The 11,919-nt window shown below is 62.6% G+C and carries 11 protein-coding genes and 1 pseudogene; 9 read left to right on the top strand and 3 right to left on the bottom strand.

Annotated features, from left to right (window positions below; all coding sequences use genetic code 11):
• Positions 1–3: 3 nt before the first annotated feature.
• Positions 4–378 (bottom strand): hydroxyisourate hydrolase, encoded by a 375-nt coding sequence (gene uraH / locus NKH22_RS05670; RefSeq protein ID WP_023694734.1) that lies wholly within the window; start codon positions 376–378, stop codon positions 4–6.
• Positions 379–561: 183 nt separating this feature from the next.
• On the opposite strand from uraH, the gene puuE reads away from it, so the two are divergent.
• From puuE to NKH22_RS05650, 4 genes are read left to right on the top strand one after another with little or no spacing between them, the layout of a single operon-like run.
• Positions 562–1,980, top strand: coding sequence for an allantoinase PuuE (gene puuE / locus NKH22_RS05665; RefSeq protein ID WP_352909123.1), 1,419 nt, complete (start codon positions 562–564; stop codon positions 1,978–1,980).
• 32 nt (positions 1,981–2,012) lie between these two features.
• Complete coding sequence (locus tag NKH22_RS05660; RefSeq protein WP_502895707.1) at positions 2,013–2,870, top strand: bifunctional allantoicase/(S)-ureidoglycine aminohydrolase; 858 nt, start codon at positions 2,013–2,015, stop codon at positions 2,868–2,870.
• Complete coding sequence (locus NKH22_RS05655) at positions 2,867–3,367, top strand: ureidoglycolate lyase (protein ID WP_023732614.1); 501 nt, start codon at positions 2,867–2,869, stop codon at positions 3,365–3,367. The genes NKH22_RS05660 and NKH22_RS05655 overlap by 4 nt, the downstream gene beginning before the upstream one ends.
• A gap of 3 nt (positions 3,368–3,370) precedes the next feature.
• Positions 3,371–3,964, top strand: coding sequence for a nucleoside deaminase (locus NKH22_RS05650; protein WP_023683488.1), 594 nt, complete (start codon positions 3,371–3,373; stop codon positions 3,962–3,964).
• A gap of 10 nt (positions 3,965–3,974) precedes the next feature.
• Here NKH22_RS05650 and NKH22_RS05645 read toward each other — a convergent pair whose 3' ends face one another.
• Together NKH22_RS05645 and NKH22_RS05640 are read right to left on the bottom strand one after the other, a co-directional pair.
• Complete coding sequence (locus tag NKH22_RS05645; protein WP_023683487.1) at positions 3,975–4,286, bottom strand: BrnA antitoxin family protein; 312 nt, start codon at positions 4,284–4,286, stop codon at positions 3,975–3,977.
• A pseudogene (locus tag NKH22_RS05640) lies at positions 4,273–4,529 on the bottom strand (BrnT family toxin). Before NKH22_RS05640 ends, NKH22_RS05645 begins: the two are co-directional and overlap by 14 nt.
• 179 nt (positions 4,530–4,708) lie before the next feature.
• Between NKH22_RS05640 and NKH22_RS05635 the strand changes: the two are divergent.
• From NKH22_RS05635 to NKH22_RS05615, 5 genes are all read left to right on the top strand, one after another.
• Positions 4,709–6,694, top strand: a complete 1,986-nt coding sequence (locus NKH22_RS05635; protein WP_023683486.1) for a CocE/NonD family hydrolase — start codon at positions 4,709–4,711, stop codon at positions 6,692–6,694.
• A gap of 154 nt (positions 6,695–6,848) precedes the next feature.
• The gene (locus NKH22_RS05630) at positions 6,849–8,435 is read left to right on the top strand and encodes an ABC transporter substrate-binding protein (protein ID WP_023671387.1); all 1,587 of its coding nucleotides are present in this window, start codon (positions 6,849–6,851) and stop codon (positions 8,433–8,435) included.
• Between the two features lie 16 nt (positions 8,436–8,451).
• On the top strand, positions 8,452–9,411 hold the full coding sequence (locus NKH22_RS05625; RefSeq protein WP_023671388.1) for an ABC transporter permease: 960 nt from the start codon (positions 8,452–8,454) through the stop codon (positions 9,409–9,411).
• A gap of 9 nt (positions 9,412–9,420) precedes the next feature.
• Positions 9,421–10,245: an ABC transporter permease gene (locus NKH22_RS05620; RefSeq protein WP_352909120.1), complete on the top strand. Its 825-nt coding sequence runs from the start codon at positions 9,421–9,423 to the stop codon at positions 10,243–10,245.
• Complete coding sequence (locus NKH22_RS05615; RefSeq protein WP_023683485.1) at positions 10,245–11,900, top strand: ABC transporter ATP-binding protein; 1,656 nt, start codon at positions 10,245–10,247, stop codon at positions 11,898–11,900. Before NKH22_RS05620 ends, NKH22_RS05615 begins: the two co-directional genes overlap by 1 nt.
• Positions 11,901–11,919 lie beyond the last annotated feature (19 nt).

The following is an 11,919-nucleotide window of genomic DNA, read 5'->3' as shown; positions in this document are numbered from 1 at the left end:
GCGTCAGCTCCCCCTGTAGGTCGAGTAGCCATAAGGAGAGATAAGCAACGGCACGTGATAATGCACGGATTCCGCCATGCCGAAGCGGATCGGCACACTGTCGAGGAAGGCCGGTTCCGGCAGTTTGGTGCCCTGGCCGCGTAGATAGTCACCGGCGGCGAACACCAGTTCGTATTCGCCGAGGCGGAATTCCGCTCCTGCCAGCAGCGGCGCATCGCAGCGGCCGTCGGCATTTGTGACGACGGTCTTCAAATGTATCCGCGCGTCGCTCTCAAGATGATAAAGCGCGATCGACAGGCCCGCCGCCGGCTTGCCGGTCGCGGTGTCGAGCACATGCGTCGTCAGACGTCCGCCATCGGCTTTCGACGTTTCTGCCACTGGCGCCTCCCATTTCCGATACAGCCGAACAAAGCAGTGAATTGTGCGCCAATTAAAGGCGATGCATAAGTCCCGGTCGAGCGGAGTGGCACAAAAACACTTTCAAAAATTTCGGGGGAATGCGCGAGCAACCCTTTCGACTATCCTGATCATAACTTCCGGCAGCGTCCGGCGGGAGGGGCAATGCGTTACTCTAGAGACATGCGCGGCTACGGAGCCAATCCGCCGGATCCGAAATGGCCGGGCGGTGCGCATGTGGCCGTCCAATTCGTCGTCAACTACGAGGAAGGCGGCGAGAACTGCGTGCTGCACGGCGACAAGGCCTCGGAAGCCTTTCTGTCGGAAATCGTCGGCGCCGCGCCCTGGGTCGGCCAGCGCCACTGGAACATGGAATCGATCTACGAATATGGCGCGCGGGCAGGCTTCTGGCGGCTGCTGCGCCTGTTCAGCGAGGCGCGAGTGCCGGTGACCTGCTATGGTGTCGCCACAGCACTGGCCCGGTCGCCCGACCAGGTGGCGGCGATGCAGGAGGCCGGCTGGGAAATGGCCTCGCACGGCCTGAAATGGATCGACTACCGCGACCACAGCGCCGAGGACGAGCGCCGCGACCTCGAAGCGGCGATCAAGCTGCACTACGAGGTGACGGGCCAACGGCCGACCGGCTGGTACACCGGCCGCACCTCGGTCAATACGGTGCGGTTGGTGGCCGAAGAGGGCGGCTTCGACTATGTGTCGGACACTTATGACGACGAACTGCCCTACTGGTTCGAGCACAGCGGCGGCGCGCAACTCGTCATCCCCTACACGCTCGATGCCAACGACATGCGTTTCGCCACGCCGCAGGGATTCAATTCCGGCGACCAGTTCTTCGCCTATTTGAAGGACAGTTTCGACACGCTCTATGCCGAGGGCAAAGCGGGCCGGCCGCGGATGATGAATATCGGCCTCCATTGCCGCCTCGTCGGACGTCCCGGGCGGGTGGCGGCGCTGAAGCGCTTCGTCGACTATGTCAGATCGCACGACAAGGTCTGGCTGGCACGGCGCATCGATATCGCCAGGCACTGGCAGGAGAACCACCCCTACCAGCCGGCGGCGCTCAAGCCGTCGAAGATGGAGTTCGAAACCTTCGTCGACACTTTCGGCGGCGTGTTCGAACATTCGCCCTGGATCGCCGAACGTGCCTATGAGCTGGAGCTTGGGCCGGCGCATGACAGCGCCGGCGGCCTGCACAATGCGCTCTGCCGCGTCTTCCGCGCCGCCAGCGAAACCGAGCGGATCGGCGTCCTCAACGCCCATCCCGATCTCGCTGGCAAACTGGCCGAAGCGAGACGCCTCACTGCGGAATCCACACGCGAGCAGGCCTCCGCCGGCCTCGACGCGCTGACCGACAAGGAGCGCGAGCTGTTTTCCAAGCTCAACGCCGCTTACGTCACCACCTTCGGCTTTCCCTTCATCATCGCGGTGCGGGGCAAGACCAAGGAGGAGATCCTCGCCGAGTTCGAGGCGCGCATCGGCAACAGCCGTGGCGTAGAACTCGATACCGCCTGCAAACAGGTCGAGCGCATCGCGCTGCTCCGCCTGAAAGACATGCTCCCGCTCTAATGAAATGACTGAGGGGTCAGGACCCAATGGATATGATCAAGACTGACCAGAAAACCTATTATGCACCGCATGGCGGCCATCCCGGCCAAAATGAGCTTTTGACCGGCCGCGCCGTCTTCACCGAGGCCTATGCCGTCATACCGAAGGGAGTGATGCAGGACATCGTCACCAGCCCACTGCCGTTCTGGGACGAGACCAGGGCCTGGATCATCGCCAGGCCGCTTTCGGGTTTCGCCGAGACATTTTCGCAGTACATCGTCGAGGTCCTGCCCGGCGGCGGCAGCGACCGGCCCGAGCCGGACGCCGGCGCCGAGGGCGTGCTGTTCGTGGTTGAGGGCGAGTTGACCGTTTCGCTGGCCGGCAAGAAGCACGTGCTGCAAGCCGGCGGTTTTGCCTTCCTGCCGCCGGACAGCGGCTGGACGGTGCGCAACGAAGGTCGCGACGCCGTACGCTTCCACTGGATCAGGAAGGCCTATGAGGCCGCCGACGGCATCGACGCGCCGGAAGTCCTGTTCAGCAGTGACCAGCAAATGACGCCGACGCCGATGCCCGGCACCGAGGGTCGCTGGGCGACGACCCGTTTCGTCGATCCAGCCGACATGCGCCACGACATGCATGTCACCATCGTTACGCTCGAGCCTGGCGCCGTCATCCCGTTTGCCGAGACGCATGTCATGGAGCACGGGCTCTATGTCTTGGAAGGCAAGGCGGTCTACCGCCTCAACCAGGACTGGGTCGAGGTCGAGGCCGGCGACTTCATGTGGCTGCGCGCCTTCTGCCCGCAGGCCTGCTACGCGGGCGGCCCAGGCAAATTCCGCTATCTCCTTTACAAGGACGTCAACCGGCACGCCAAGCTCGGCGGGGCGGGCATTGGCGGTCGCGCGCGGTGACCCGCATCACAGCGCGGCCGCTGACCCGCGAAAGCTTTGCCGGCTTCGGCGATGTCATCGACATGGGCGGCGGCAATCACTACCCGATCAATGGCGGCAAGACCGAGCGCTACCACAATCTCGCCACCGCTGAAGCCGCGGGACCGAATGCCTGCGTGCTGATCTCGATGGCGCGCGGCACGCCTTACGACCTGCCGCTGAAGCTGACCATGGTCGAGCGCCATCCCTTAGGCAGCCAGGCGTTCATCCCGCTGTCACCGCGGCCTTTCCTGGTCGTCGTCTGCCATGACGGCAAGGACGGTCCGCGCGAGCCGCATGCCTTCATCACCGCACCCGGGCAAGGCGTCAACTATCCGCGCAATCTCTGGCACGGCGTGCTGACACCACTCGGTGAAGCGCAGGATTTCGTCATCGTCGACCGCGGCGGTGACGGCTCCAACCTCGAAGAGTTCCATTTCTCGCACCCCTACGAAATCCATCTCCCCAACGAGACCTGAGAAATGACCGACATATCGCTGATCGACCGCCTGCTCGATGTCATCGAGCACGACATCGTGCCGAAAACGGCAGAGGGCGTGGCCCATGGGAACAAGCTGTTCGGCGCCGCCATCCTGCGGAAGGGCGACCGCTCGCTGGTGCTGGCCGAAACCAACAACGAGATGGAAAATCCGCTCTGGCATGGCGAGGTGCACTGCCTGAAGCGTTTCTATGAAATGCCGAAAGCCGAGCGCGTCGACACCAAGGACGCCATCTTCATCGCCACGCATGAGCCCTGCTCGCTCTGCCTGTCGGCGATCACCTGGACCGGCTTCGACAATTTCTACTACCTCTTCAGCCACGAGGATTCACGCGACAGCTTTGCGATCCCGCACGATCTGAAAATCCTGAAAGAGGTCTTCACTCTTGATCCCGGCGGTTACAATGCCGAGAACGCTTATTGGAAGAGTTTTTCCATTCGCAGGCTGGTGCGGGCGCTGCCCGAGGCCGAGCGCGGCCGGCTTGAGGCAAGGATCGGCAATATTTCCGCCCGCTACGACGAACTGTCCGGCGCTTATCAGGCGCGCAAGGCCGAAAACGACATTCCGCTGAACTGACGCGGATTGCCTAGCCTACCTTCGCGTTTTTCAGCACCTCGTTGATCCTGGCCTGCCAGCCCTTGCCGGTCGCCTTGAATTTACTGATGACATCCTGATCCAGACGGATGGACACGACTTGCTTAGGCTTCTCCACGGCTGGCCGGCCACGAGCACGCCTTATGCTCTCGAAAAGTTCTGGAAACACTTCCGCGAAAGGCCTGGCTTGCGCCAACTGTTCGTCTGTCGTCTCCGCATCGTCGGGATCATCAACAATTTGTCTTTGAATTTCCCCTTCCTCCGCATCGGTAAGCGGTCGAACACGCGATTTAGGATTGTTCATATACTGACCTTTCCTTTCGGCTGGCACGGCGCATCGAGATCACCGAAATCGCCTCCGAACCAAGCGGCTTGAAAATCACGGCCAGGATGATCTCTCCGAATTCGCCAATCGCCTTGAACCGGTCGGCCTTGGCTGGAAGGACGGTTGAAGTCGCAAAAAAAACTCAATATCGAGTTCGGCAAAATCGAGACCCCGGCTGTCCAGGTTCGTCACGCGCTTTGGCTCATCCCAAACGATTTTCAGGCGAAATCCTCATCACGTTGGGTTCAGTTAATAAATGTAATACATTAATTATAATCCTGCAACATCAGGGCAAAACAATCGGGCTACATATCGTGGCGTCGTCGCGGCGACACCGGCCGTCGCCCGTTTGACTTCATGACATGCCCGCTCCATGCGTCACTGACATCCTGGAGCATCGCATGAAAACCATCACCGAATTTCCCCGCAAGGTCGTCGAATTCCCCGATATGGGCATCGTCATGCCGGATGGTTGCCGGCTGTCGGCGCGGGTTTGGATGCCGGAGGACGCCAGCAGCGATCCGGTGCCGGCGATCCTCGAGCACCTGCCCTACCGCAAGCGCGACGGCACCATCTTTCGCGATCAGCTGACGCATCCCTATTTTGCCGGCCACGGCTACGCCTCGATCCGCGTCGACATGCGCGGCAATGGCGATTCCGAAGGTCTGATGGACGACGAATATTCCGAGCAGGAATTGCAGGACGCCTGCGATGTGATTGCCTGGGCGGCAGCACAGCCCTGGTGCAACGGCAGTGTCGGCATGATGGGCATTTCCTGGGGTGGCTTCAACTGCCTGCAGGTGGCGGCCAAGCAGCCGCCGGCGCTGAAGGCGGTGATCAGCCTGTGCTCGACCGTCGACCGCTACGCCGATGACATCCACTACAAGGGCGGCTGCCTTTTGACGGAAAATTTCGGCTGGGCCTCGACCATGTTGTCCTATTCGTCGCGACCGCCGGATCCGCTGATTGCGGGCGACAACCGCTGGCGCGACCTCTGGCTGACGCGGCTGGAGAACCAGTCTTTCCTTCTGCCGCTCTGGCTCAGCCATCAGCATCGCGACGCCTATTGGAAACGCGGTTCGATCTGCGAGGATTTCTCCGCGGTCAAAGCCGCCGTGCTGTCGATCGGCGGCTGGCATGACGGCTACCGCAACACGATTTCGCATCTGGTCACCAACATCCAGGCGCCGGTGAAGGGCATTGTCGGGCCATGGATCCACAAATACCCGCATTATGCCGAACCCAAACCCGCCATCGGCTTCCTGCAGGAGGCGTTGCGCTGGTGGGACAGCTGGTTGAAGGGCGTCGACACCGGCGTCGAGGCCGACCCGGACTACCGCGCCTATGTCATGGACAGTGTGCGGCCGGCGCGCTGGCACCCGGAGCGGCCGGGCCGTTGGGTGGCCGAACAGGAATGGCCGTCTCCCAACATCAAGGTCGGGGCGATCGAACTCATTGCTGACGGCGTCAGGCCGGCGATCGTGGCGACCCCGCAAAGCTGCGGGCTCGCCGGCGGCGAATATTTTCCCTTCACCTTTGGCCCGGAACTGCCGGGCGACCAGCGCCCGGACGATGCGCTGTCCGTCTGCTTCGATCAGCCTGTGCTTGCCGAGACACTCGACATCGTCGGCGCGCCGGAGCTTCTCATCCGGGTGTCGTCCGATCGCCCGCAGGCGAACATCGCGGTTCGACTGTGCGACGTGCACCCCGACGGCGCCTCGGAACTGATCTCCTACGGCGTGCTCAACCTGACGCATCGTTCTTCGCACGAACAGCCGCAAGCGCTGGTGCCGGGCGAAACGGTTTCGGCGCGCGTTATTCTCGACCAGTGCGCCTACCGCGTGCCGGCCGGACACCGCCTGCGCATCGCGGTTTCCAATGCTTACTGGCCGATGATCTGGCCGTCGCCGGAGCCGGTGCGGCTCGACCTTTCAGCGGCGACGCTGAGGCTGCCGCTGCGCCCGCTCGCAAAAGCCGACGAGACCTCGTTCCAGTCTCCCGAAGGCGCAACACCCTGGGCAACCGCGACAGTTCGTGCAGCGAATTCCGAGCGTCACGTCGATCGCGATGAGAAGACCGGCATCGTCACGCTGTCGATCACGGATGATTTCGGAGAAGTGCGCGATCTCGCGCATGGACTGGCCAATGGCAGCATTGCCCGCGAGAGCTGGACGATCCACCCCGACGACCCGCTGTCTGCCTCGGGCCGCACGCACTGGACGCAGACCTTGTCGCGAAACGGATGGTCGGTGCGCACCGAGACGTCGGCTGAAATGCGCTGCGATGCGCAAAACTTCATCGTCAGCGCCAGAATCGAAGCCTATGAGGGCGAAACGCTGGTTTTCGAACGCGATTTCGAAGAGACGATCCCGCGCGACCTGCTCTGAGCGTCGACCCGACTGGTCCAGTTGCGACGCACGATTTACGCCACAGTATGTCGCATTCCGTCTTGCTTACGGCTTTGCCTTCCGGTCAATATCCCTTTGGTAACAACAAGCAAAAAACGACCATAAGGTCGAACCAACAGAGTGAGGAACTCAAATGTCCAACGAACTCGAATATCTGAGCCGGCGCGTTGCGTCCGGCAAGCTGAGCCGTCGTGATTTCCTCGGCCGCGCCGCAGCACTCGGCGTCACAGCGCCCTTCGCCAATATGCTGCTTTCCAGTGCGGCTCGCGCGGAAGGCCCGGTCAAGGGCGGCACGCTGAAGGCCGGCCTCGTCGGCGGCGAATCCACGAACAGCCTGGACCCGGCTTTGTTCATGACGCAAGTGCCGTTCGCTTTTGGCAAGATGTGGGGCGAGCTGATCGTCGAGCTGTCCCCGGAAGGCAAACTCGAGAACCGCATCGCCGAAGAGATCGGCTCGTCGGACGACGCCAAGGTGTGGACGCTGAAAATCCGCGACGGCGTCGAATTCCACAACGGCAAGACGGTGACCGCTGAGGATGTGGCGGCAACCCTCGAGCGCCATTCCGATGAAAAATCGAAGTCCGGCGCGCTGGGCTACATGAAAGGCATCGACAGCATCAAGGCCAGTGGCAAGGAAGTCGTCCTGACGCTGAAGGAGGCCAACGCCGACCTTCCCTATCTCCTCAGCGACTACCACCTCATCGTCCAGCCCAACGGCGGCAAGGACAAGGCGGATGCCGGCATCTCGGCAGGACCCTACAAGGTCACTACCAACGAGCCCGGCGTGCGCCATGGCGGCGAGCGCTTCGCCAATTACTGGCAGGCCGACAAGATGGGCCATGCCGACCAGATCGAGATCATCGTCATCAACGACGCGACCGCGCGCACGGCGGCCCTGCAGGGCGGCCAGGTCAACATGATCAACCGCGTCGAGCCGAAGATCGTCGACCTCATCAAGCGCGTACCGGGCGTCACCATCCGCAACCATGCCGGCCCCGGCCACTACGTCTTCATCATGCATTGCAACACCGCGCCCTTCGACAACAGCGACCTGCGCATGGCGCTGAAGCTCGCGATCGACCGTGAGGAGATGCTGAACAAGGTGCTGCGCGGCTACGGCTCGCTCGGCAACGACTTCCCGATCAATTCGTCCTATCCGCTGTTTTCCGAGATCGAGCAGCGCAAATATGATCCCGACAAGGCCAAGTTCCACTACAAGAAGTCGGGCCATGACGGCACCGTGCTGCTGCGCACCTCCGACGTCGCCTTCCCGGGCGCGGTCGACGCCTCGCAGCTCTTCCAGCAGAGCGCGGCCAAGGCCGGCATCAAGATCGAGCTCAAGCGCGAGCCCGGCGACGGCTACTGGAACGAGGTCTGGAACAAGCAGCCCTTCTGCGCCTCCTATTGGGGCGGCCGCTCGACCCAGGACCAGATGTACTCGACCGCCTATCTGTCGACCGCCGACTGGAACGACACCCGTTTCAAGCGTCCGGACTTCGACAAGCTGGTGCTGGCTGCACGCGCCGAACTCGACGAGACCAAGCGCAAGCAGATGTACCACGACATGGCCGTGCTGGTGCGCGACGAGGGCGGCCTGATCCTGCCGATGTTCAATCAGTTCATCGATGCGACAGGCGCCAAGGTCGGCGGCTGGGTCGACGATCCGCATCAGGAGCTGATGAACGGCTACGCGCTGGCGAAGTGCTGGCTCGAAGCCTGAGCCCGGCTTTGCGGATATGTCCTCACCCGTCGTGAAACTTGTGGCCCAGCGCGTTGCGCTGGGCATCGTCCTCTTGCTGGCCGTTTCGGTCCTGATCTTCGCCGGCACCCAGATCCTGCCCGGCGACGTCGCGCAAGCCATTCTCGGACAGTCGGCGACGCCGGAATCGCTCGCCAATCTGCGCGAGCAGCTCGGCCTGAATCAGCCGGCTTACATCAGGTATTTCCATTGGCTAGGCGGTGTGCTCACCGGCGATCTCGGCACGGCGATGTCGAGCGGCCAGGATATTGCCACGTCGATCAAGGGGCGGCTGTGGAACACGCTGTTCCTCGCCTTCTGGGCTGCGATCGTGGCCGTGCCGCTGGCCATCATCCTCGGCCTGATCGCCGTGCGTTACCGCAATGGCTGGGTCGACAAGCTGATCTCCGGCCTGGCGCTCGCCTCGACATCTTTCCCGGAATTCTTCATCGGCTATGTGCTCGTCTATTTCTTTGCCGTGAAGTATCAATGGTTCCCGGCCATTTCCACGGTCTATGACGGCATGCCGTTCGGTGAGCGCATGCAGGCGATCGCGCTGCCGGCCACCGCGCTGACGCTGGTTGTGCTGGCGCATATGATGCGCATGACCCGCGCGGCCATCCTCAACGTCATGCAGTCGGCCTATGTCGAGACGGCGGAACTGAAAGGCCTGTCGGCCTTCAACGTCATCCGCAAGCATGCTTTCCCCAATGCCATAGCGCCGATCATCAACGTGGTCATGCTCAACCTCGCCTACCTCATCGTCGGCGTCGTCGTGGTCGAGGTGATCTTCGTCTATCCCGGCATGGGACAATATCTGGTCGACCACGTCACCAAGCGCGACGTGCCGGTGGTGCAGGCGGTCGGCCTGGTCTTCGCCGCCGTCTATATCAGCCTCAACATCATTGCGGACATCGGGGCGATTGTCGCCAATCCGCGCCTCAGACATCCGAAATAGGCGGCGGGCATGCTCGACATCAAACGCATCCCCATCCCCGCACTGATCGGCATCGTGCTGACAGCTATGTTCGTGCTGGCGGCAGTTTTCGCACCGTTGATCGCACCGTACGGCAATGCCGAAATCGTCGGCGATGTCTGGGAACCGATGTCGGCGGCACATTTGCTGGGCACCGACAATCTCGGTCGCGATCTTCTGTCGCGCATGATCTACGGCGCTCGCATCACGCTGTTCATTGCGGTGCTGGCCACCGCGCTGTCATTCTCGCTCGGCGCCATCCTCGGCTTTTCGGCGGCGGTGTTCGGCGGCTGGTTCGACACGCTGCTGTCGCGCCTTGTCGATCTGCTGATGTCGATCCCGACCTTGATCATGGCGCTCGTCGTGCTTTCGGTGCTGCCGACCAACCTGGTGACGCTGATCCTGGTGATGGGCGTCCTCGACTCGACCCGCGTCTACCGGCTGTCGCGCGCGGTGGCCGTCGACATCAACGTCATGGATTATGTCGAGGCCGCCAAGCTGCGGGGCGAAGGCAGCGGCTGGATCATCTTCCGCGAGATCCTGCCCAACGCGCTTTCGCCGCTGGTCTCGGAACTTGGCCTGCGCTTCATCTACGCGGTGCTGTTCTTGTCGACGCTGTCCTTTCTCGGGCTTGGCGTGCAACCGCCGGATGCCGACTGGGGCGGCATGGTCAAGGAGAACAAGGACGGCATCGTCTTCGGTATCGGGGCGGCACTCATTCCCGCCGCGGCGATCGCAGCACTGGCGATTTCGGTCAATCTGGTCGCCGACTGGGTGCTCAACCGCACGACAAGCCTGAAGGGAGGACGCGGGTGATGGCTGACACAAAAGCAAAGCCCGGCCTGCTGCTCGATATCCGCAATCTGCGCATCGAAGCGACAGTGTTTCCGCCCGGCGAGGCGCCGAAGAACATCGTTTTGGTCCACGATGTCTCGCTGACGCTGGAAAAGGGCAAGGTGCTCGGCCTGATCGGCGAGTCCGGCGCCGGCAAGTCGACCATCGGCCTGTCGTCGATGGGCTATGGCCGTGGCGGCGTGCGCATCACCGGCGGAGAGGTGCTGCTCAACGGCCGCGATATTCTCAAGGGCGGCAAGGAAGGTTTCCGCAAATTGCGCGGCCGCGAGGTCTGCTATGTCGCGCAGTCGGCGGCCGCGGCCTTCAATCCGGCGCACAAGCTGATGGACCAGGTGGTGGAAGCAACGCTGCTGCACGGCACGGCGACACGCGCCGAGGCCGAGAAACGTGCCGTGGCGTTGTTCAAGAAGCTCAGCCTGCCAAACCCCGAAATCATCGGCGAACGGTTCCCGCACCAGGTCTCAGGCGGCCAGTTGCAGCGCGTGATGACGGCTATGGCGCTGTGTTCGGAACCTGACCTGATCGTCTTCGACGAGCCGACCACGGCACTCGACGTGACGACGCAGATCGACGTGCTGGCGGCGATCAAGGACGCCATCCGCGACACCCATGTCGCTGCGCTCTACATTACCCACGATCTTGCCGTCGTCGCCCAGGTCTCGGACGAGATCATGGTGCTGCGCCATGGCAGGCTGGTCGAATGGGGCGGCACTCGCCAGATCATCAAGGAGCCGCGCCAGGAATACACCAATGCGCTGGTCTCGGTGCATGAGATCGAGCATGCCGAGCAGAAGCCCGGCGCCGCGCCGTTCCTGTCGGTCAAGAACGTCACCGCCGCTTACGGCGGCAGCCACGTCAAGGTGCTGAAGAACGTCTCGGTCGACATCTATCCGGGACAGACGCTGGCGGTCGTCGGCGAATCCGGCTCTGGCAAGTCGACGCTGGCGCGCGCTATCACCGGGCTGTTGCCGCCCGGGGAAGGCACCGTCACCTTCGATGGCAGGCCGCTCGCCAACCGGCTTGCCGACCGGCCGAAGGAGGATCTGCGCCAGTTGCAGATGATCTATCAGATGGCCGACGTGGCGATGAACCCGCGCCAGACCGTCGGCACCATCATCGGCCGGCCGCTGGAATTCTACTTCGGCATACGCGGCCGCGAGCGCGACAAGCGCGTCGCCGAACTGCTCGACGAGATCGAGATGGGCAAGGGCTTTCTCGATCGTTATCCGGCCGAACTCTCCGGAGGCCAGAAACAGCGCGTCTGTATCGCCCGCTCGCTCGCCGCCAAGCCCAAGCTGATCATCTGCGACGAGGTGACATCGGCGCTCGACCCGCTGGTGGCCAACGGCATTCTCAAGCTGCTGCTCAACCTGCAGCAGCACGAGAAGGTCGCCTACCTCTTTATCACTCACGATCTGGCGACGGTGAAGTCGATCGCCGATTCGATCGCGGTGATGTACCGCGGCGAGGTGGTGCGCTACGGCGCCAAGAGCAAGGTGCTGACGCCGCCCTTCGACGCCTATACCGACCTGCTGCTGTCGTCCGTTCCCGAGATGGAGATCGGCTGGCTGGAAAAGGCGATCAAGGGACGGCGCATGGCGAGCGCGGGGAATTAGTAGGGAATTCGCGGCCTTT

Source organism: Mesorhizobium sp. M1252 (assembly GCF_040318265.1).
Classification (GTDB): domain Bacteria; phylum Pseudomonadota; class Alphaproteobacteria; order Rhizobiales; family Rhizobiaceae; genus Mesorhizobium.
The sequence above is the reverse complement of the archived record's forward strand: the minus strand, read 5'-3'. Positions and strand labels throughout refer to the sequence as shown.

What these genes read in the sequence shown, in the direction of transcription:
- NKH22_RS05635 (WP_023683486.1), top strand. Translation starts at nt 4,709, where the DNA reads ATGAAAACCATCACCGAATTTCCCCGCAAGGTCGTCGAATTCCCCGAT.
- NKH22_RS05660 (WP_502895707.1), top strand. Translation starts at nt 2,013, where the DNA reads ATGATCAAGACTGACCAGAAAACCTATTATGCACCGCATGGCGGCCAT.
- NKH22_RS05620 (WP_352909120.1), top strand. Translation starts at nt 9,421, where the DNA reads ATGCTCGACATCAAACGCATCCCCATCCCCGCACTGATCGGCATCGTG.
- NKH22_RS05615 (WP_023683485.1), top strand. Translation starts at nt 10,245, where the DNA reads ATGGCTGACACAAAAGCAAAGCCCGGCCTGCTGCTCGATATCCGCAAT.
- NKH22_RS05625 (WP_023671388.1), top strand. Translation starts at nt 8,452, where the DNA reads ATGTCCTCACCCGTCGTGAAACTTGTGGCCCAGCGCGTTGCGCTGGGC.
- NKH22_RS05645 (WP_023683487.1), bottom strand. Translation starts at nt 4,286, where the DNA reads ATGAACAATCCTAAATCGCGTGTTCGACCGCTTACCGATGCGGAGGAA.
- NKH22_RS05630 (WP_023671387.1), top strand. Translation starts at nt 6,849, where the DNA reads ATGTCCAACGAACTCGAATATCTGAGCCGGCGCGTTGCGTCCGGCAAG.
- puuE (WP_352909123.1), top strand. Translation starts at nt 562, where the DNA reads ATGCGTTACTCTAGAGACATGCGCGGCTACGGAGCCAATCCGCCGGAT.
- NKH22_RS05650 (WP_023683488.1), top strand. Translation starts at nt 3,371, where the DNA reads ATGACCGACATATCGCTGATCGACCGCCTGCTCGATGTCATCGAGCAC.